19 protein-coding genes are annotated in these 20575 nt (G+C 69.4%); 9 read left to right on the top strand and 10 right to left on the bottom strand.

Annotated features, from left to right (window positions below):
* Window positions 1-57: 57 nt before the first annotated feature.
* From ACEZHJ_RS03900 to ACEZHJ_RS03875, 6 genes are all read right to left on the bottom strand, one after another.
* A complete protein-coding gene (locus ACEZHJ_RS03900; RefSeq protein ID WP_018719173.1) occupies window positions 58-1296 on the bottom strand; it encodes an ABC transporter substrate-binding protein in 1239 nt (412 codons plus the stop codon).
* Between the two features lie 89 nt (window positions 1297-1385).
* Window positions 1386-2450, bottom strand: a complete 1065-nt coding sequence (locus ACEZHJ_RS03895; protein ID WP_018719174.1) for a branched-chain amino acid ABC transporter permease — start codon at window positions 2448-2450, stop codon at window positions 1386-1388.
* A 61-nt stretch (window positions 2451-2511) separates the two neighbouring features.
* Window positions 2512-3405: a branched-chain amino acid ABC transporter permease gene (locus ACEZHJ_RS03890; RefSeq protein ID WP_018719175.1), complete on the bottom strand. Its 894-nt coding sequence runs from the start codon at window positions 3403-3405 to the stop codon at window positions 2512-2514.
* 21 nt (window positions 3406-3426) lie between these two features.
* The gene (locus tag ACEZHJ_RS03885; protein WP_205599694.1) at window positions 3427-5391 is read right to left on the bottom strand and encodes a long-chain fatty acid--CoA ligase; all 1965 of its coding nucleotides are present in this window, start codon (window positions 5389-5391) and stop codon (window positions 3427-3429) included.
* Complete coding sequence (locus ACEZHJ_RS03880) at window positions 5391-6194, bottom strand: ABC transporter ATP-binding protein (RefSeq protein WP_163138716.1); 804 nt, start codon at window positions 6192-6194, stop codon at window positions 5391-5393. Before ACEZHJ_RS03880 ends, ACEZHJ_RS03885 begins: the two co-directional genes overlap by 1 nt.
* A gap of 337 nt (window positions 6195-6531) precedes the next feature.
* Window positions 6532-7302 carry an SDR family NAD(P)-dependent oxidoreductase gene (locus ACEZHJ_RS03875; protein ID WP_163138715.1) on the bottom strand — a complete coding sequence of 257 codons (771 nt, stop codon included), beginning with the start codon at window positions 7300-7302 and terminating at the stop codon, window positions 6532-6534.
* Window positions 7303-7547: 245 nt separating this feature from the next.
* On the opposite strand from ACEZHJ_RS03875, the gene ACEZHJ_RS03870 reads away from it, so the two are divergent.
* The 6 genes from ACEZHJ_RS03870 (at window position 7548) to ACEZHJ_RS03845 (ending at window position 14187) form a co-directional block, all read left to right on the top strand.
* Complete coding sequence (locus ACEZHJ_RS03870; protein ID WP_163138714.1) at window positions 7548-9050, top strand: CoA-acylating methylmalonate-semialdehyde dehydrogenase; 1503 nt, start codon at window positions 7548-7550, stop codon at window positions 9048-9050.
* 14 nt (window positions 9051-9064) lie between these two features.
* Window positions 9065-10225, top strand: coding sequence for an acyl-CoA dehydrogenase family protein (locus tag ACEZHJ_RS03865; RefSeq protein ID WP_163138713.1), 1161 nt, complete (start codon window positions 9065-9067; stop codon window positions 10223-10225).
* On the top strand, window positions 10222-11004 hold the full coding sequence (locus ACEZHJ_RS03860; RefSeq protein WP_375036242.1) for an enoyl-CoA hydratase: 783 nt from the start codon (window positions 10222-10224) through the stop codon (window positions 11002-11004). The genes ACEZHJ_RS03865 and ACEZHJ_RS03860 overlap by 4 nt, the downstream gene beginning before the upstream one ends.
* Before the next feature lie 188 nt (window positions 11005-11192).
* The gene (locus tag ACEZHJ_RS03855) at window positions 11193-12320 is read left to right on the top strand and encodes an enoyl-CoA hydratase/isomerase family protein (RefSeq protein ID WP_375036241.1); all 1128 of its coding nucleotides are present in this window, start codon (window positions 11193-11195) and stop codon (window positions 12318-12320) included.
* 139 nt (window positions 12321-12459) lie between these two features.
* On the top strand, window positions 12460-13200 hold the full coding sequence (pgeF, locus tag ACEZHJ_RS03850) for a peptidoglycan editing factor PgeF (RefSeq protein WP_163138710.1): 741 nt from the start codon (window positions 12460-12462) through the stop codon (window positions 13198-13200).
* A 39-nt stretch (window positions 13201-13239) separates the two neighbouring features.
* Entirely contained in the window at window positions 13240-14187 is a 948-nt protein-coding gene (locus tag ACEZHJ_RS03845) for an ornithine cyclodeaminase family protein (protein WP_163138709.1), read from the top strand.
* Between the two features lie 6 nt (window positions 14188-14193).
* On the opposite strand, the gene ACEZHJ_RS03840 is transcribed toward ACEZHJ_RS03845, so the two are convergent.
* The 3 genes from ACEZHJ_RS03840 to ACEZHJ_RS03830 are packed head-to-tail and all read right to left on the bottom strand — an operon-like array spanning window position 14194 to window position 18354.
* Window positions 14194-15489, bottom strand: a complete 1296-nt coding sequence (locus ACEZHJ_RS03840) for a glycosyltransferase (protein WP_163138708.1) — start codon at window positions 15487-15489, stop codon at window positions 14194-14196.
* Window positions 15486-17741, bottom strand: coding sequence for a hypothetical protein (locus ACEZHJ_RS03835; RefSeq protein ID WP_259201759.1), 2256 nt, complete (start codon window positions 17739-17741; stop codon window positions 15486-15488). Before ACEZHJ_RS03835 ends, ACEZHJ_RS03840 begins: the two co-directional genes overlap by 4 nt.
* 13 nt (window positions 17742-17754) lie before the next feature.
* Window positions 17755-18354, bottom strand: coding sequence for a nitroreductase (locus ACEZHJ_RS03830; protein ID WP_163138706.1), 600 nt, complete (start codon window positions 18352-18354; stop codon window positions 17755-17757).
* Between the two features lie 137 nt (window positions 18355-18491).
* On the opposite strand from ACEZHJ_RS03830, the gene ACEZHJ_RS03825 reads away from it, so the two are divergent.
* The 3 genes from ACEZHJ_RS03825 (at window position 18492) to folX (ending at window position 19989) form a co-directional block, all read left to right on the top strand.
* Window positions 18492-18971, top strand: a complete 480-nt coding sequence (locus ACEZHJ_RS03825; RefSeq protein ID WP_163138705.1) for a hypothetical protein — start codon at window positions 18492-18494, stop codon at window positions 18969-18971.
* Between the two features lie 75 nt (window positions 18972-19046).
* Window positions 19047-19604 carry a GTP cyclohydrolase I FolE gene (folE, locus tag ACEZHJ_RS03820; protein WP_163138704.1) on the top strand — a complete coding sequence of 186 codons (558 nt, stop codon included), beginning with the start codon at window positions 19047-19049 and terminating at the stop codon, window positions 19602-19604.
* Window positions 19605-19611: 7 nt separating this feature from the next.
* Entirely contained in the window at window positions 19612-19989 is a 378-nt protein-coding gene (gene folX, locus ACEZHJ_RS03815; RefSeq protein WP_163138703.1) for a dihydroneopterin triphosphate 2'-epimerase, read from the top strand.
* Here folX and ACEZHJ_RS03810 read toward each other — a convergent pair.
* Complete coding sequence (locus ACEZHJ_RS03810; protein WP_163138702.1) at window positions 19986-20564, bottom strand: peroxidase-related enzyme; 579 nt, start codon at window positions 20562-20564, stop codon at window positions 19986-19988. The genes folX and ACEZHJ_RS03810 overlap by 4 nt on opposite strands.
* Window positions 20565-20575 lie beyond the last annotated feature (11 nt).

Genomic DNA, 20575 nt, shown 5'->3' with positions numbered 1-20575 from the left:
CTTCCCCCTCGCTGTTGATGGGTGCCGCCGGGGCGAACGCCCCGGCGGCGGTGCGGCTTACCAGCCGAGCCAGTCCTCGCGGCGCGGCAGATCGACGGTGGTGAGCTTCTCCAGCGAGAAGTCGCCGTCACCCTTCCAGTGGTTCTGGTAGACCATGACCTGGGTGGTGCCGCGATGGTTCTCCGGGGTCCAGGTGTGGGGCAGGCACACGCCCTCCATCCCCTCGGGAACGTGGTCGCTCATGCTCTCCAGCGCCGCCTTCACGTTCGGCCCGGTGATCTCGCCGTCCTCGGCGGCCATCTCCATGGCGTCGCGCATGAAGTACACCGAGCACACGCCGCGCATGTAGTGCAGGGCGCGCTCGCCGCCGCCGGACATCTCCGAGATCGCCTCGATCGTCTTCATGCCCGGGACATCGGCACCCCACTGGGCGGCGCCCACCGGGAAGACGATGCCGTCACCGGCCTTGCCCGCGGCGGGCGCGGCCAGCTCGTCGAAGCCCCAGACGTTGGAGACGAACTGCACGTCGGTACCCACGGTGTCGCAGGCCTTGAGCAGCGAGATGTTGGAACCGGAGGTGTTGGCCAGGTAGGCGTAATCCGCCCCGGACTCCTTCAGCGACAGGCACTGCGCCTTGAAGTCACCGGGCGAGAGCGAGTAGACGATCGGATTGAGCACCTCGAAGCCCTGGTTCTTGGCATACTCGGTGCAGGCCGCCTTGGGGGCGTTCGGGTACGGGTGATTGTCCCCCATATGCACCCACTTGGGCTTGCCCTCGCCCCCCTTGCTCTCCCAGTCGTCCTTCGCCCAGGACACCATGGCGCGGCAGCCGTCGGTGTAGGACGGGCCGTAGAAGAAGTTGTACGGCGCCGCCGACTTGGTGTGCTCCGACTTGCCGGTGGGGTCGGTGAGGTGGCCGGAGTAGGAGGCGGACATGTACACGATCTTGTCCCGGGCGACGAAGCGCACCAGCGCCTCGGTGTCCGCGGTGCCCCAGCCCTGGATCACCGGCGGATCGTAGGAGCTGGTCCACTGCTTGTAGGCGGCGATAGCCCGTGGTGCCTCGTAGGAGTAGTCCACGGTGTGCCGCTCGAGGGTCCGCCCGTCGATACCCCCCTGCTCGTTGATGTAGGCCATGGCGTCCTCGATGCCCTGGCCGTAAACCTTGCCCACCGCCGAGGTCGGGCCGGTGTAGGCGGCGAGATGGCCGACGTGGATGGGCTCGGCGGCGGCGACGCCGCTCGCCAGCCCCACGGCCGCGGCCGCCGTGATCGCGAGGGTCATGCTGCGCATCATGCTTCTCTCTCCTCCAGTGCCTTGTTGGCGCTTTTATGGCGGGGCCGGGGCCCCTTGTGGCCCCGGCGAACCGCCGGGACCGCTTCCTGCTAGTAGGAAAACGGGTAGAGCTTCCAGTACGCCTTGATCAGCTTCCAGCGGTGCGCGAGCCCGTCCGGCTCGAAGATCAGGAACAGCACGATCGCCAGGCCCACAGCCATCTCCTTGAGATAGGCCAGCCCCTGGCTGAAGCCCGGGAAGAACTGGCTGACCACGCCGGCGGTGCCGTCCATGACCTCCGGCAGCAGCACCATGAAGGCGGTGCCCATCAGGGTGCCCATCACCGAGCCCAGCCCGCCGATGATGATCATCCCGAGGAACTGGATGGACAGCAGGATGGTGAAGCCCTCCGCGGAGACGAAGCCCAGATAGTGGGCGAACAGCGCCCCGCCGATGCCGGCGTAGAACGAGGACACGCCGAAGGCGAGGATCCGGTACTTGGTCAGGTTGATCCCCATGATCTCGGCGGAGAGATAGTGATCGCGCACCGCCACGAAGGCGCGGCCGTCGCGGCTGCGCAGCAGGTTCGCGCCCAGCAGGTACATCACCACCACGAACGCCAGCACCAGGTAGAAATAGCTCTGATCCGTGCTGAAGGTATAGCCGAACAGCGACATCGGGTCGGCCAGCGCCCCCGACGAGCCGCCGGTGAACCACGCCGCGCGGTTGAAGAAATCCTCCAGGATGAACTGCGCGGCGAGCGTCGCGATGGCGAGGTACAGCCCCTTGATGCGCGCGGCGGGCACGCCGACGATCATCCCCACCGCGGTGGTCATCACCCCCGCCAGCGGGATGCACAGGATCACCGGCAGTCCGGTGGTATTGTTCAGCCACGCCGAGGCGAAGGCACCGAAGCCGAAGAACGCGGCATGCCCCAGCGAGATCTGGCCGGAGAAGCCCACCAGGATGTTCAGCCCCAGCGCGGCGATGCCGTAGTAGCCGATCTGGATGAGCAGGTTGAGGTAATAGGCGTTCAGGAACAGCGGCGCCAGCACCAGGACCAGCACCCCGGCGATGGCGAAGTTCCGCGACATCGGGGTTGGGAAGATGGTGGTATCCGCCCGGTAGCTGGTCCGGAACTCGCCGCAGCGCATGCTGTCCGCGCTCAAAGCCATGCCGACTCTCCTCCTCGGCCCCGGCGTCCATGGTGCCGGGGCGTTTTACTGTGGCGCGCGCCTACACGCGCTCGATGTCGCGGGTACCGAACAGCCCGTAGGGCTTGATCATCAGGATCGCCACGAGCACGTAGAAGGGCACGATCTCGTAGAGATTGCCCCACTCCAGCCACTGGCTGTCCACGAACTGCGCGACGTTCTCCAGGATGCCGATGATCAGCCCACCGGCGATGCCGCCGACGATAGAGTCCAGCCCGCCGACGATGGCGGCGGGGAAGACCTTGATGCCGTAGAACGACAGCGCCGAGGACACGCCGTTGACCATGCCGATGACCACGCCCGCGAGCGAGGAGACCATCGCCGAGATCGCCCAGGACAGGGCGAAGACGTGCTTCACCGAGATCCCGAGGCTCTGCGCGACCTGCTGGTCGAAGGCGGTGGCCCGCATCGCCAGGCCCATGCGCGAGTATTTGAAGAACCAGAAGAAGCCCACCATGATCGCCAGCGAGATCACCAGGCTCATGATGTAGGCGGGCTGGACGTTGAGCCCGAGGATGGTCACCGAGTCGACGGAGAACACCTCCGGGAACGGCTTCACGAACTCGCCGAAGATCCACGACAGCAGTGCCTGGAAGAAGATCGACAGCCCGATGGTGAGCATGATCACCGAGATGATCGGCTCGCCGATCATCGGCCTGAGCACCACCACCTGGAGCAGCACGCCGAAGGCGAACATGAACGCCAGCGTCACCAGGAAGCCCAGCCAGAACGGCAGCCCGAACTTCACCAGCAGCGCCCAGCATACCCACGCGCCGATCAGCAGGAACTCGCCCTGGGCGAAGTTCACCACCTGCGTGGACTTGTAGATGAGCACGAAGCACATCGCGACCACGCCGTAGAGCGTGCCGACGATGACCCCGTTGACGAGCAGCTGACCGAGCAGTTCCCAGTTCATCCCTCTCTCCTCCTGTCGGGGTCAGGCCGCGCCGGCGGCGCGATTCTCGCCGGCGGCGGACGGCACGCCATCGTCCGGTGCCAGGTCGACGAGGCGCAGGTCCGTGCGGATCCGCGAGGTGGTACCGTCCTGGAAGGTAATGACAGTATCCACGTGCACCTGATCGTCACCGCCGTAGACCGCCTCGATGATGTCGCTGTACTTCTCCTGGATCACACCCCGGCGGACCTTGCGGGTGCGCGTGAGCTCGCCGTCATCCGGGTCCAGCTCCTTGTAGAGCAGCAGGAACTTGCGGATGCGCTGCCACTCCGGGAGCGTCGCGTTGACCTGCTCCACCTCCGAGCGGATGAGGTCGTAGACCTCCGGCTGCGCCGACAGATTGGTGTAGTTGGTGAACGCGACCCCGCGCTGCTCGGCCCACTTGGCCATGATCCCGTAGCGGATGCAGATCATCGCGGCGAGATAGGGCCGCTCGTGACCGAGGATCACCGCCTCGGCGATGAACGGCGAGAACTTGAGCTTGTTCTCAATGAACATCGGCGAGTAGCGATCGCCCCGGGAGGTGGTGGCCAGGTCCTTGACCCGGTCGATTACCACCAGGTGGCCGTTGCTCTTCTTGAAGTAGCCGGCGTCGCCGGTGTACATCCAGCCGTCCTCGATGTCCTCGGCGGTGGCCTTCTCGTTCTTGTAGTAGCCGAGGAACATGCCGCTGTTGCGGGCCACGATCTCCCCGACCCCGTTCTCGTCGGCGTTGTCGATACGCACGTCGGCGTTGTCGAAGGGCACGCCCACCGTGTCGTAATCGATGTCGTCGCCGCGGTGGATGGTGTAGGCACCGGCGAGCTCGGTCTGGCCGTAGAGCTGGCGCAGCGGCACGCCCATGGCCAGGAAGGACTTGAACGTGTCCGGACCCAGCGCCGCACCGCCGGTGGCCGCCGAGCGCAGGTAGGTGAAGCCGAGACGGTCCTTGAGCGCACGGAAGAGGATCCAGTGGGCGAGCCGCGAGTGCTCGCCGCGCTCCACCGCCTCCATGCCGAGTCGCATGCCGGCGTCGTACATCCGGCGTTTGAACGGCGAGGCCTCCATCATCCGCGCCTTCACGTCGGCGGCGATGGTCTCCCAGACCCGGGGCGCGAGGAGCACGAAGTTCGGGCCGATCTCGCGCAGGTCGGCCATCATGGTCTCGGTGGCCTCGACGAAGTTCACCGTGATCCGGCTGAGCAGCGACTGCGCCACGGCGTAGACCTGCTCCATGATCCACGGCAACGGCAGCACCGAGACGTAGTTGTCGTCGGGAAATTTCGGGTCGGCGCGGAGATAGGCCAGGCAGTGATCCAGGAAGGGCCCCGCCTGCATCATCGAGAGCTTGGGCTTGGAGGTCGTGCCCGATGTGGTGATCAGCATGGCCACGTCCTCGCCCCGGCCGGCGGCGAGCATCTCCTTGTACAGGCCAGGCCGCTCACGCTCCAGCGCCTCGGCGCGTTCGAAGAGCTCGTCCTGGCTGATCAGCCGCGGGTCGTCGTACTTACGCATGCCGCGGGGATCGTGGTAGACGATATGGCGCACGCAGGGGCATTGCTCGGTGATCTCCAGCGCCTTGTCCACCTGCTCCTCGTCCTCGCACATCACCAGCGGCGCCTCGGCGTAGTTGATGAGGTAGGCCACCTCGTCGTTGAGGCTGTCCTGGTACATGCCGAGACTCATCGCGCCGATGGCGTGGGCGCCGACCTCGCAGTGCACCCACTCCGGGCGGTTGCCGCCGATGATGCACACGGTCTCGCCACGCTCCACGCCCAGGGCGTGCATACCCAGGGCAAAGCGCCGCACGGCGGTGTCGTAGTCCCGCCAGGTGTATTCGTTCCAGATGCCGAACTCCTTCTCGCGCATCGCCACCTCGTCGCCCCAGTGCGCCGCGTTGTAGGCGACCAGCTTGGGGAAGGTGTCGTGATGCCGGATGTCCGGCAGCTCCATCGCACGCTCAGCCATCAGGCCACCTCCGCGTCGCTGTCCTCGCCCAGGTACGCCTCGCGCACCCGCGGGTTCGCCATGATCGTCTCCGGGGCGCCGTCGGCTATGACCTCGCCGAAGTCGAGCACCACGACACGGTGGGAGAGGTCCATGACCACGCCCATGTCGTGCTCGATCATGATCACCGTGATCCCCCACTCCTCGTTGAGGTCCACGATGTAGCGGGCCATATCCTCCTTCTCCTCGTGGTTCATTCCCGCCATGGGCTCGTCGAGGAGGATCAGCCGCGGGCGCAGCGCCACGGCACGGGCGAGCTCGACACGCTTGCGCAGCCCGTAGGAGAGCGTGCCCGCCACGGACTTGCGGATATGCGCGATCTCGAGGAAGTCGATGATGTCCTCGACCTGGGCGCGGTGGTCGAGCTCCTCGCGGCGGGCGCCGGTGAGCCAGTACAGCGAGCCGGTGAAGAAGTTGTTCCGGAGGTGGTGGTGGCGCCCGACCATGATGTTGTCGAGCACGCTCATGTGGTCGTAGAGCGCCAGGTTCTGGAAGGTCCGGCCGATACCCATCTCGCAGCGGCGGTTCGGCCGCAGGCGGGTGACGTCGGTGCCGTCGAACCGGACCCTGCCCTGCTGCGGGTGGTAGCGCCCGGAGATGCAGTTCAGCAGCGAGGTCTTGCCGGCGCCGTTCGGACCGATGATCGAGAACATCTCGTTCTCGCGCACGTCGAGGCCGACGTTACGCAGCGCCTTCACACCGCCGAACGACAGCGTGATGTCGTCGACGTTCAGGATGACATCGCCGATCCCGGATTCAGCCATGCCGAACTCCCCTGTCTGTGGCGGCCTCGGCCGCCTGTCATGTCTCCGGGAGAGGCATGCCCGCGAACCCACCCCGCGGGGCCGGGGCCGGCGCGCTGGAACGGTGCGCCCCGTCGGCGGCCCGCCGGCCCGCAACGCGGGACGGGCCCCTGGCCGGACCGCGGCCGGACCTCTCCTCCTCCTGTCGGCGGGACGGGTTATGGTCTCGAAGGGTCCGCCCTCTGCCGATGATTGGAGGTTACGTTTACGTAAACGTTAATTCAACCCCGAAAAACGCCCCGGGGAACGGCCGGCGCCACACCGGGGCGCCACCGCTCCGCGCCCCGCCACGCACCGCCTACCGCGGCGCCATCCGGATGGCGCCGTCGAGCCGGATCACCTCACCGTTGAGCATCACGTTCTCGCAGATGTGGCGCACCAGCGCGGCATATTCCGCCGGCCGCCCGAGACGCGGCGGGAACGGCGTCTGCTCGCCGAGGCTCTCGCGCACCTTCTCGGGCAGACCTGCCATCATGGGCGTCTCGAATATCCCCGGCGCAATGGCCATCACCCGGATCCCGCGGTCGGCGAGATCCCGCGCCAGGGGCAGAGTCAGCCCCGCCACGCCGGCCTTGGAGGCGGCATAGGCCGCCTGCCCCACCTGGCCGTCGAAGGCCGCTACCGAGGCAGTGTTGATGACCACACCACGCTCGCCCTCGGCGTCCGGTTCATTGTCCGCCATGGCCGCCGCGGCAACACGCAGGCAGTTGAAGCTGCCCACCAGGTTGATCTGCACCACCCGGGCGAAGCTCTCCAGCCCGTGAGGGTCGCCGTCGCGGTTCAGCACCCGCTCGCCGTGGACCACGCCGGCGCAGTTCACCAGCCCGTGCAAAGCGCCGAAGGCCTCGCGGGCCTTTGCCACCGCCGCGGTGACCGCCGCCTCGTCGGTAACGTCCGCCTCGCAGGCCACGGCGGCATCGCCGAGCTCCTGCGCCAGGGCCGCCAGGGCCTCACCGTTGAGGTCGGCGAGCACCACCCGGGCACCACACCCCACAAGCTCCCGCGCCGTCGCCCCACCGAGACCCGAACCCGCCCCGGTAACCAGGAACACCTTTCCGTCCAGCCGCATCGTTTTGCTCCCCACGCGCCCGCGGGCGCTTGCCTTTAATATGTCAATCCTCGAAGCCCGCCAGGATTAACGCGCAACGAGGCCCACTAAATTGACGTTAACGTAAACGTAACTAGAATGGTTCGGGCAGTCGAGAGTCCCGGCCGCGGGACCATGGGCCGGGCCGACACGCCGCGGCTCACGCGACCGGAGGAGAGGCGGCACCGCCACCGCGCGGCGCCCGGCATAACCATACAGGTGTCCCCATGACTCGAACCGTCCCCCTTTTCCTGGAAGGCCGCTTCGTCGACAGCGAGGCGAGCGAGTGGATCGACGTCACCAACCCGGCCACGGACGAGGTGATCGCCCGCGCCCCCGTGACCACCGATGACGAAATGGCCCGGGCCATCGCCTCGGCCAAAGAGGCCCAGAAGGCATGGGCCGACGTCTCCGTATCCGAGCGGGCCCGCTACGTGATGCGCTACCAGGCGCTGCTCAAGGAGCACCACGACGAGCTCGCCGGCATCCTCGCCGAGGAGACCGGCAAGACCTTCGCGGACGCCAAGGGCGACGTCTGGCGGGGCATCGAGGTGGTCGAGCACGCCATGGGCGTGCCCACGCACCTGATGGGCGAGGCCATGGCCCAGGTCGCCGGCGGCGTGGACACCACCAGCTGGACCGAGCCCCTCGGCGTGTGCGCCGGCATCACGCCGTTCAACTTCCCGGCCATGATCCCGTTGTGGATGTATCCGCTGGCGGTCGCCTGCGGCAACAGCTTCGTGCTCAAGCCCTCGGAGCAGGATCCGCTGACGCCCATGCGCCTCGCCGAGCTGTGGCAGGAGGCGGGCTTCCCCGAGGGCCTGCTGCAGATCGTGCACGGGCGCAAGGAGCAGGTGGACACCCTGCTCACCCACCCGGACATCAAGGCGGTGTCATTCGTCGGCTCCGCCCACGTGGGCCAGCACATCTACCGCACGGCGACCGACCACTTGAAGCGTGTGCAGTGCATGGTCGGCGCCAAGAACCATTCCGTGGTGATGCCGGACGCCAACCGCGAGCAGACGGTCAACGCCCTCGTGGGTGCGGCCTGCGGCGCCGCCGGCCAGCGTTGCATGGCGATCTCCGTGGTGGTGCTCGTCGGCGAGGAGACCCGCGACTGGGTCGACGACCTCAAAACCGGCTTCGAGAAGACCCGCCCGGGCGTGACTGGCGACGCCGGGGCCGCCTACGGTCCGCTGATCAGCCGCGCCGCCAAGGAGCGCGTGGAGCGCATCATCGGCACGGCGGAGTCCGAGGGCGCCTCGCTGCTGCTCGACGGCCGCGGCTACCAGGTCGACGGCTACCCGGACGGCTACTGGGTCGGGCCGACACTGATCGACAACGTCACCGCCGCGATGAGCTGCTACCGCGAGGAGATCTTCGGGCCGGTGCTCAACGTCGTCCACGTCGATACCCTCGACGAGGCAATCGAGTTCGTGAACGCCAACCCCTACGGCAACGGCACCTCGATCTTCTCCGACTCCGGGGCCGCGGTGCGCAAGTACCGCCGGGAGTGCGAGGTCGGGCAGATCGGCGTGAACATCCCGATTCCCGTGCCGCTGCCGTTCTTCTCGTTCACCGGCGGCAAGGGCTCGTTCTACGGCGACCTCCACGCCTACGGCAAGGACGCGGTGCGCTTCTACACCGAGACCAAGACGGTCATCGAGCGGTGGTTCGAGTCGGACATCCCCGACGGCCACGGCCCGAACATGACCATCAACCTGGGCTGAAGGGAGACACGCCCATGGACTTCTCCCTGAACGACGAGCAGACCGCCTTCCAGGAGGCCGCGCGGGAGTTCGCCGCCAACGAGCTCGCCCCCAACGCCGCGCGCTGGGACGCGGAGTGCCACTTCCCCAAGGACGTGCTCGCCCATGCCGGCGAGCTCGGCTTCTGCGGCATCTACGCCGACGAGGCCGCCGGCGGTCTCGGGCTGCCGCGGCTGGACGCGGCGATCATCTTCGAGGAGCTCGCCGGCGGCTGCACCTCCACGGCGGCGTTCCTGACCATCCACAACATGGTCACCTGGATGATCACCACCTGGGGCAGCACGTCCGTGGTCGCCGAGTGGGGCGAGGCCCTCACCTCCGGGCAACGCCTGGGCTCGTACTGTCTCACCGAGCCCGGTGCCGGCTCCGACGCCGCCAGCCTGCGCACCAGCGCCCGCCGCGACGGCGACCACTACGTGCTCAACGGCGGCAAGGTTTTCAGCTCCGGCGCCGGCGACACCGACGTGCTCGTGGTCTTCGCCCGCACCGGCGGCGAGGGTCCCGGCGGGATCTCGGCGTTCGCGGTGCCCGCGGACCTGAAAGGCATCTCCTACGGACGCAAGGAAGAGAAAATGGGCTGGAACAGCCAGCCCACCCGCGCCATCACCTTCGACGACGTGCGCGTGCCCGCGGACAACCTCCTCGCCGAGGAGGGCCACGGCTTCCGCCTCGCCATGAAGGCCCTGGACGGCGGCCGCATCAACATCGCCACCTGCTCGGTGGGCACCGCCCAGGCCGCGCTGGAGGCGGCGAGCCGGTACATGCACGAGCGCCGGCAGTTCGGCCGGCCGCTGGCGGACTTCCAGGCCCTGCAGTTCAAGCTCGCGGACATGGCCACGGAGCTGGTCGCCGCCCGGCAGATGGTCCGCCTGGCCGCGTGGCGGCTCGACCACGGCGACCCGGAGCTGACCACCTACTGCGCGATGGCCAAACGCTTCGCCACCGACGTGGGCTTCCGGGTGTGCAACGAGGCGCTGCAGATCCACGGCGGCTACGGCTACATCCGCGAGTACCCGCTGGAGCGGCACGTGCGCGATACCCGCGTGCACCAGATCCTGGAGGGCACCAACGAGGTCATGCGGCTCATCATCGGCCGCCGCATGCTCGCCGACCACGCCGCGGAGGCAATCCGATGAGCGACCACACCAATCTCACCGTCGAGCGGCGCGGTCACACCGCGGTGGTGACGATGTCCAACCCGCCGGCCAACACCTGGACCCGAGAGGGCCTGATCGACTTCGCCCGCCTGATCGCCGAGCTCAACGCGGACCGCGACGTCTACGCGCTGGTGCTCACCGGCGAGGGCGAGAAATTCTTCTCCGCCGGGGCCGATCTCAAGCTCTTCGCCGACGGCGACGCCGCCGTGGCCGCCGACATGGCCCGGCGCTTCGGCGAGGCCTTCGAGGCCCTCGCGGCCTTCCGCGGCGTCGCCATCGCCGCCGTCAACGGCTTTGCCATGGGCGGCGGCCTGGAGGTGGCGCTGGCCTGCGATATCCGCATCGCCGAGGAGCAGGCGAAACTGGCCCTGCCCGAGGCCAAGGTCGGCCTGCTGCCCTGCGCCGGGGGCACCCAGCGTCTGCCACGGCTGGTCGGCGAGGGCTGGGCCAAGCGCATCATCCTCTGCGGCGAGCAGCTCGACACCGCCACGGCGCTGCGCATCGGCCTGGTGGAGGAATCCGTGGGTCGTGGCGAGGCCCTGGAGCGCGCCCGCACGCTCGCCGGACAGGTCGGCAACCAGAGTCCCACCGCGGTCGCCCACTGCAAGGCCCTGATCGACGGCGCCCAGCGGCGGCCCATGGCGGACAACCTCCCGGACGAGCGCGAACGCTTCGTGCGCCTGTTCGATACCGCCGACCAGCGCGAGGGCGTCGCCGCGTTCCTGGAGAAACGCCCGCCGCAGTGGCGCAACCGCTGAGCCGCACGGCCACCCGCTTCGGGCGTCGCCGGCGACGGTACCGGGACGCGCCCCGCGGCGCGTCCGGCACCGCCCTCCCTCCTTCCGGCTGCCGTCGCGTGGATTGGCATCCGGCCGGCCGGCGGCCACAATGCCCGTCACCGGCGGCCGGGTACGGCCGTCCACCCGATCGCACCAAGGAGCACCGAATGTCCGATCAGCCCGTCATCTTCGAGGAGGTCAGCGCCGCCAACGGCCGCCGCGTGGGCTTCGCGCGCCTGAACGCCGAGAAGGCGCTCAACGCCCTCAATCCCGCCATGATCGCCGCCCTGCGCCCGCAGCTCGAGCGCTGGGCCGATGACCCGGGCATCGCCTGCGTGGTCCTCCACGGCGCCGGCGAAAAGGCCTTCTGCGCCGGCGGCGACGTGGTCGCCACCTACCACGCCATCCAGGAGGCGGAGGGCGGGCGCAGCACCTTCTGCGAGCAGTTCTTCGAGCAGGAGTACCGCCTCGACTACCGCATCCACACCTACCCCAAACCCCTGCTGGTCTGGGGCCACGGCATCGTCATGGGCGGCGGCCTCGGCATGATGGTGGGTGGCAGCCACCGGGTGGTCACCGAGGCCTCGCGCATCGCCATGCCGGAGATCACCATCGGGCTGTACCCGGACGTCGCCGGCACCTGGTTCCTCAACCGCATGCCCGGCCGTGTCGGCCTGTTCCTCGGCCTCACCGGCGCGCGGATGAACCCCGCGGACGCGCTCTACACGAGCCTCGCGGACTACTTCATCACCGCCGAGCACCGCGACGCCATCTTCGCCGCGCTCGCCGACGTGGCCTGGGACGACGACCCCGAGCTCAACCGCGGCCACCTCTCGCTGCTGCTGCGCCGCTTCGCCGACGGCTGCCGCGGCGAGCGCCCGAACTCGAACGTGCTCGAGCACATCGATTTCATCGACCACGTCACCGACCGGCACAGCGTCGCCGGCATCCTCGAGGCCATGCGCGAGAGCAGCCCGGAGGACAAATGGCTGGCCACCGCCACCCGCAACCTGGAGCTTGGCTCCCCGACCTCCGCACGGGTGATCTTCGAGCAGTTCCGCCGCGGTCGCCACCTCTCGCTCAAACAGGTGTTCCGGCGCGAGCTGGCCATGTCCGTGCAGTGCACCCGTCGCCACGACTTCCCCGAGGGCGTCCGCGCCCTGCTGGTGGACAAGGACCAGAACCCGCGATGGAACCCGGCGACCCTCGCCGAAGTGGAGGACAGTCTCGTGGACGCCCATTTCGAGGCCCCCGAGGGGCTCGATCCGTCACCGCTCGACGACCTCCCCGAGTAACCGCCCGGGAGGTCCCCACGGTACCGGGCCCGGCGCGTCCGCGGCCTCCGTGCCCCGCCCGGCGGCGCCCTGCCGCCGGGCGGCGGCCCCCTGTCGGGCCACCACTTTCTCCCGCCACCCACGGTGTAGACTGCCCGATATGAACGCACCCTCGTGGATCACGCCCGACTGGCCAGCGCCCCGCCGCGTGCACGCCGCCGCCACCACCCGCATCGGCGGCAGCAGCCGTGCGCCCTTCGACAGCCTGAACCTCGGCGCCCGCACCGGCGACGACGCCCTCAGCGTCACCGGCAACCGCTCCCGCCTCGCCCAGGCCCTGCACCTGCCGGAAGAGCCGCGCTGGCTGGTCCAGGTCCACGGCGTACGGGTGGTCTCCGCCGGCACGGTGGACCGCGACGCCACCCGGGCGGACGCCAGCGTCACCGACCAGCCGGGTGTCGTCTGCGCGGTGCTCACCGCCGACTGCCTGCCGGTGCTGCTCTGCGACCGCGCCGGCACCCAGGTCGCCGCCGCCCATGCCGGCTGGCGGGGACTCGCCGGTGGCATTCTGGAGAACACGGTCACCGCGATGACCGGCCCGCCCGGCGAGCTCGTCGCCTGGCTCGGGCCGGCGATCGGCCCGGACGCCTACGAGATCGGCGACGACGTCCGCGAGGCCTGCCTGCTCGCCGACCCCGGGGCCCGGGACTGCTTCCGCGCGGTACGCGAGGGCCACTGGCTCGCCGACCTTTACGCCCTGGCCCGCCGGCGGCTCTCGAGCGCCGGCGTCGGCTCGATTCACGGCGGCGGCCTGTGCACGTATGCTGACGCCGAGCGGTTCTTCTCCTATCGCCGGGACGGGCGTACCGGCCGCATGGCCAGCCTGATCTGGCGGGAGTGAGGCCAGCCACCCGACCCGGTACGAAGGAGATCGCGACCCATGCAGATCATCGGCGCTGACGCCGTCGCCGGGGCCCTTGCCTGGCCGGCGCTCATCGACGGCATCGAGACCCTGTTCCGCGAGGGCTGCGAGGCCCCGCCACGCCACCATCACGCGATCCCGCGCCCGGACGGCGAGGCCACCATGCTGCTGATGCCCGCCTGGGAGCACGACGGCTACATCGGGGTGAAGATGGCCCACGTCTTCCCCCAGAACTCGGCACGGGGCCTGCCGGCGATCTCCGGGGTCTATTTCCTCTGCAGCGGCGAGACCGGCCAGCCGCTGGCCTGCATCGAGGGCAGCGAGCTCACCCGCCGGCGGACCGCCGCCGCCTCCGCGCTCGCCGCGCGCTACCTCGCCCGGGCCGACGCCGGCCGCCTCGTGGTCGCCGGTACCGGGGCACTGTCGCCCATGCTGGTCGAGGCGCACGCGGCGGTGCGGCCGATCCGTTCCGTGGGCATCTGGGGGCGCAACCCCGACAAGGCGCGGGCGGTTGCGGCGCACTGCCGGGAACGGGGCATCGACTGCGAGGCGGTCACGGACCTCGAGTCCGCGGTGGGCGAGGCGGATATCGTCAGCTGCGCGACGCTGTCCACCGAGCCGCTGGTCCACGGCGAGTGGCTGCGCCCGGGCACCCATCTCGACCTGGTCGGCGCCTTCCGGGCGGACATGCGCGAGAGCGACGACGAGGCCGTGCGCCGCGCGGCGGTGTTCGTCGACACCGAGGCCGGCGCCCGCGGCGAGGCCGGCGACCTGCGCCAGGCGGCGGAGGCCGGTGCCTTCGACTACGACAGCGACATCCAGGCCGATCTCGCCGCCCTCGCCCGGGGCGAGCACCCCGGGCGGCGCGACGATGCCGGGATCACCCTGTTCAAGTCCGTCGGCGCCTCGCTGGAGGACCTGGCGGCGGCGATCACCGTCTGGCACGCCGCCGGCGGGGCCGCCTGAGCGGCGTCAGCCGGTATCGCGCTGGTCCCGGCGGTTACGGAACTCGTCGCCGAGCGACGTCCCGGCCGCCTGGGCCACGCCCTTGAGCAGGTCCCACTCGGCACGGATACGGCGCAGGCTCATGTGCCAGAGGTCATGGTCCTCGTCGGCCTGCCCCTCGGTGCCGTCGAGATCGCGGTACAGCGCCAGCGCCCGGTCCGCGCAGGCCTGCAGGGAGTAGGCCCGGGCGGTCTCCGCGACCGCGGCCTGCCAGTCGTCCCAGCCCGCCTCCCGGCGGGCCATGGCGTCCTCGATCGCAGCGGCGAACGCCGTCTCGTCCGGGTCCCGCAGCAGCCGTCCGTTCTCGCCGTCGCGCACCACCTCCCTCGACCCCGGCGCGTCGATGGCCACCACTGGCAGCCCCGCCGCCATGGCCTCGGCGAGGACCACGCCCTGGGTCTCGGTGAGCGAGGCGAAGGCGAACAGGTCCATGGCCGCATAGGCGTCGGCAAGCTCGGGCTGCACCAGTTTGCCGGTCATGTGTAGCCGCGCGGCCACGCCGGCACGCTCGCAGGCCGAGCGGATATCATCCTCCGCGGCCCCGGCACCGACGATCACGCAGTGCGCGTGCGGTGCATCCGCGAGCACCCGCGCCACCGCCCGGGCGAGGAAACCGAGGTTCTTCTCGTGGGCCAGCCGGCCCACGTGGCCGATCACGAAGGCATCGGCGTCGATGCCGAGACGCCGCCGGAAGGACGCGCCGTCACCGCCGCGGAAGGCGGCGAGATCCACGCCCGTGGGCACGACGTCGATGGGCGTGTGCACGCCCCGGGCGGCCAGGATACCGGCGATGCTCTCGCTGGGGGCGAATACCCGGTCGCAGAGGTTGGCGTAGCTGGTCGAGAGCTGCACCACGAAACGCCGCAGCACCGCGGAGTCGCCGGGCACGTAGTGGGTGTAGCGCTCGTACATGGTGTGGTGGGTAAACACCAGCGGCAGGTCGAACAGCGAGGCCAGCCGCAGCGCGGTGGAACCGATGAGGAACGGGTGGTGCGAATGGACGATGTCCGGCTCGAAACGCATCACCGCCCGCTCCAGGAAACGCGGCACCGGCAGCACCACGGAAAAGTCACTGCCGTTGAAGTTCTGCAGCGCCGGGATGCGCACGACGTCGGTCTCGTCCCGGGGCGCGTCATCGAACTCCGGTGCCACCACCATCACCCGGTGACCACGGGCGCGGTACATCTGCGCGAACGAGTCCACCGAGCGCGCGACGCCGCCCACGTGGGGGAGGTAGGTATTGGTCATCATGAGGATGTTCATGCCGGGGCCCTCCATTGCAGGGTCGCCGCGCCGTCCTCCGCCCGGGCGCGAACGGACGCAACCCCGGCCGGCGCGATATCCACCCCCTCGGGCCGGCGGCGCCACTCGGCCTGCCAGCACACCTCTACGGCCCCGTTATGACCCGTCGCGGGCCGGATGTCCACCGTTACCGGACCGAAGCGTGTGGGCGTCGGGCCGAAGGACATGGGCTCGCCGGCCGCGAACCACTGGGGCGGCACCCCCGAAGCGAGCACCAGGCGCTCGCCCTCCTCGCGCACGAACGCGTCGCGCAGGTAGACCAGCCACTCCGCCGCGGCCCAGACGTGCTGGCCGTCGCCCATGCAGCCGCCCAGGGTGCGGGGGTGAATGGCCTCCGGCCACTGGCCCGTGGGCGTCGCCAGTCCGGCGACCGCGCGCATGAGCTCATGGCAGCGCGGATCGCCGGCACGCATGAGCACCTGCGCCAGGTGCAGGGTCAGGTAGGCATTGATACCGGAGTGGATCATGTCCTGGAAGAAACCGCCGTGCACACGGGCGTTGTCCATGAGCCAGTCCGCGGTGCCCAGCAGCCGGGCGTCGTCCGCCGGCAACAGCCGCAGCGGATAGCCGGCGACGAGCGCGCCAACCGCTCCGGCGTCCATGCGCCGGTAGGGCGACGCCGGGATCAGGGGGCGTCCCAGGCGGCCGGCATCGCGCTCGTGACAGCGCTCCAGCGTACCGCGCAGCTCAACGGCCTCGTCCCGGAACGCCCGGGCGCGGTCCCCGTCGCCATGGCCCTCGAGCACCCCGGCGGCGGCCTCCAGGCCGGCCACCGCCCAGTAGTCGTCCCAGTAGTAATAGTCATTGGGGCCGAAGTGCTCGGCGCTGAAGCCGGCGGGCAGCAGTCCGGCATGGGCCGTCCCGCCGTCCGGATCCGTGCGCTTGCGCGCGATCCAGCGCCCGCCCCGGCGCAGCGCGTGCAGCCACGACTCCGGCAGGGTCTCGCCGGTGGCCTCGTGGTAGCGCGCGAGGATCCACATGGCCTCGCCGTTGGCGTCCCACTCGCCGTCCTGGGAGTGGAAGTAGCCGGTGGTGCGGTGCTGGCGTTCGGGGAAGTGATCGAGCATGCGCCGGGCACGGCCGGTCAGGCCGGCGTGCAGCAGGGCATGCACGATGAAGGCGGCATCCCGGAACCAGAAACGCTTGTACGTGTAGGGGCCCGGGTAGCAGTCCTCCACGGTGTGGAGCATGACGGTGCGCAGGGCATTGTCGTAGAGGAAGCGCACCCCGGCGTCGGGCACATCGAGCCGGGCGGTCCCCGCCAGGGCTTCGTGCCAGTCGCCTTCCGCCGCTGTCGTGTCGGCCTCTTTCAGTGGTACGCGCACGCTGAGCCGCCGCATACCACCGGGCTCGATTCGGAACAGCGCGGCGGCTGTGGCCAGCCCGGTATCGCAGTCGGCGACCGATGCGGCATCCGGATCGTCAAGGTGGATGGCGACGTCACCGTGGCGGTAGTCGGAGACGTAGTGCCGGTCGGCCGCGGCATCGAAGCGGACGTCCCAGTCCCCGTCGACACGCCAGCCGCGGGCGTCATCACCGAGTACGGCGTGGTGGACGAAGCTGACCCCTTCGGGGTTGTACGGCCGCAGCGCGAGGGCGAGGTCACCCCCCGACTGCGCCCGCGCCTCGTAGTGGAGATTCAGCACCGCCCGGCCGGACTCCCGGCGCACCACCGCCCTCGTCAGCAGGCGCAGGCCGTTGCGCACCACCTCGGTGACAACGGCGCCGTCGTCATTGAGCTCGACGTACTGAGAGGCGTGCGTCTCACGCGAGGGGTAGAGACGCTCGCCGTCATCGCCCAGCACCCAGGCGTCCAGCGAGGGACCGTCATAGAAGGGCGTCACCAGCCCACGCGGGTCCACAATGGGCAGCCCGGCATGATCCGGCCGGCCCACGGCGGTCCAGTTGCGGTGGGTGAGATTGACGTGGGTGACGGAGAACGCCCGCGGGATGAAGGCGTCACTGGCCGGATCGAACTGGCGCTCTATCCAGTAGGGCCACACCCAGTCCAGGTTGTGCTGGATCACCCGGGTGTTGATCAGCCCGCGGGCGTGGAAGACCACGCCCGCGCGCAGAAGCTCGATGGGCTCGGAGACCTCCGAGGGCTGGGCGAAGCGCTGCAGCCGCGCGATCAGCGCCAGGGGGTCGAGGAAGCCGTGGGCCCGGGCGGCCCGCCGGATGAGAAATCGCCAGGGCAGCCAGCTCCAGCGCAACGCGACCTCCGCCTCAGGGCAGCTCGACGAGACTGCATTCGAGGGATTCCCGGTGGGTCACCGGAGCTTCGTCCGGGTAGCCGTACCAGATCAGGGCGATCACCGTCTCGATATCCGGGTCGATCCACAGCAGGTCGTAGAAGCGGGACTCCCGGATCACCGGGCCGGTGGACCACTTCATGCCGATGCCCTCGCTCCACAGCGACAGCGCGATGTTGTGGATCGCGCAGGCGCACGCCGCATAGTCCTCCCACGCCTGGAGCTCATTGCTGGAGTGATCGCAGCTGACCGCGAGCCAGCCGGGCTTGGCCTCCCAGTTACGACGCTTGCCCTCGGCGGCCTCGGCACCCTTGGTGGCCGTGAGCATGTCGGTGTTCAGATCGATGATGGCGCGCCGGGTCTCCTCGCCGATCAGATAGAAGTGCCAGGGCTCGGTGAGGTGGTGGTTGGGGGCCCAGCGCGCAAGGTCCAGCGCCCGGATCACCGCGTCGCGGGGCGGCGGGTCCTGGCGGAAGCGGTTGATGGTGCGCCGCGTGCGGAGGAGCTCCGCCGCCTGTTCGGGTGTTGCCGCATCGGCGGCACGCACCGCGCCTGCCTGCGTCTGCGCTGCCATGAACGCGTCCCCATGCCGATCAGTGATGGTTCAGGATACCATGCCGGGCGCGGCCCAGGCCGGCGGCACGACGGTCGGACCAACGTTGAAAGCCACCCCCAGGCTGGGTATTTTTCCGGTTTGAGGATATTCGCGGCATGGCGATAGACAGTTACCACCACTGGGCCGAGGCGGTCACGCCGCCGGAGGGGGCCGATGAGGCCTGGCTCGCGGCACGGCTGGCAGACGCCCGTGCCACGCTGCTCCACCGTCTGGAGTTCACCAGCGCACGACTGCGGCTGCGCGGGCTGCGCCTCCGGGTGCTCCCACCGGCCGCTCCGGCTCCCCTGGTTCCCACGCCCCCGAGCGTGGGGATGGCGCTGACCCTCGTCGGTGCGACCCCGGAGCTGCGCGTGCGCGAGGGCCTGTACCGCCCCGAGCGTGACGGCTGGACCCGCTGCTGGTCCGGCTACAGCCTCATCGGGGTGACCCGCGACGACTCACCGGAAACCCTCCCCGACGATCTCGTCCGGGAGGCCGCCGCGTGGCTGCGCGTCTTCCGCGGCCACATCGAGGACCTGGGCGCGGCGGACGCGGTGCCACGGGGCCCGCGCGCGGACCCCTCATCCCTGCGCTGAGCCGGCGCCCGGATTGTACAATCTCACGCTAATTATGCTACAAAAGTTTTACACAACCAGGACGGCATACGAACGATGACCCACCCCCTTGCGAGCCACTTCGAGCAGATCATCACCGGCATCGGCGAGGACGTCGGCCGGGAGGGCCTGGCGAAGACCCCGGAGCGCGCCGCCAAGGCGTTCGAGTTCCTGACCGAGGGGTACCAGCAGGACCTGGGCACGCTGGTCAACGACGCACTGTTCGAGTCCGATCTCGACGAGATGATCATCGTACGCGACATCGAGCTGTACTCGCTGTGCGAGCACCACCTGCTGCCGTTCTTCGGCCGCGCCCAGGTCGCCTACATCCCCGACGGCCGCGTGCTCGGGCTCTCCAAGGTGGCCCGCATCGTCGACATGTATGCCCGCCGGCTGCAGATCCAGGAACAGCTCACCCGCGAGATCGCCGAGGCCGTGCAGAACGTCACCGGGGCCCGCGGCGTCGGCGTGCAGATCGAGGCCCGGCACATGTGCATGATGATGCGCGGGGTCTCCAAGCAGAACTCGGAGATGAGCACGTCGGTGATGCTCGGCACCTTCCGGCACTCGCAGTCGACCCGCAACGAATTCCTGCAGCTCATCAAATCGGGGTGACACGGCGATGCGCCACGAGCTCTCGCGCATTCGCATCAAGGACCTGCGCCTGCGTACGTTCATCGGCTTCAACACCGAGGAGCAGGAGAAGCGCCAGGACGTGGTGGTCAACGTGACCATCGACTATGACGCCCTGCCCGCGGCACGCAGCGACGACGTGGAGCACGCCCTCGACTACAAGGGCATCACCAAGCGCATCATCGCCCACATCGAGGACAACCGTTTCCTGCTGCTCGAGAAGCTGGTCAGCGACATCCTCGACATCGCCATGGCCCCGCCGGAGGTCCGGCGCGCGGAGGTGGAGGTGGACAAGCCCCACGCCCTGCGCTTCTCCGATTCCGTATCGCTGGCCATGGCCGCCCGACGGGACGACGACGTACGCTAGCGGTCCATCGCGTGGTATTCCGGGTTGGGCATCATGTCCACCCCGGCAGCCAGACGGTTGGTCATGTTGAAGAAGGCCGCCACCGCCGCGATGTCCCAGACCTCGCGGTCGCTGAACCCGCTGTCACGGAGCACGTCCCGGTCCGCCTCGCCCACGGATTCCGGATCCTCGGTGAGCGCCACGGCGAAATCGAGCATGGCGACGGAGCGCGCCTCGAGCTCGGCGACGCGGTAGTTCATCACCAGCATCTCCCCGAGCGTCGGATCCCCGGAAAGCGCCCGCACCGCCTGGCCGTGGGCGACGAGGCAGTAATAGCAGCGGTTCACCGAGGAGACGACCACCGCGATCATCTCCCGCTCCAGGCGGCTGAGACCGGAGTCGCCGAGCATGAGCTCGTTGTAGAAGGACACGAAGTTGCGCAGCTTGTTCTGATCGAAGCTGTAGGCACGCAGCACGTTGGGCACCATGCCCAGCTTCTCCTGGCAGACGGCCAGGTAGCGGCGCATGTCCTCGTCCATGGACGCCGGGTCCATGAAGGGCAGGTCCAGGGCAGTGACGTGATCAGGCTGGGTCATGACGGCTCCTC

The sequence above is a fragment of the Arhodomonas sp. KWT2 genome (assembly GCF_041949875.1).
Taxonomy (GTDB): Bacteria; Pseudomonadota; Gammaproteobacteria; order Nitrococcales; family Nitrococcaceae; genus Arhodomonas; species Arhodomonas aquaeolei.
Note: the sequence above shows the minus strand (reverse complement) of the source record. Positions and strands in the feature narration are given on the sequence as shown.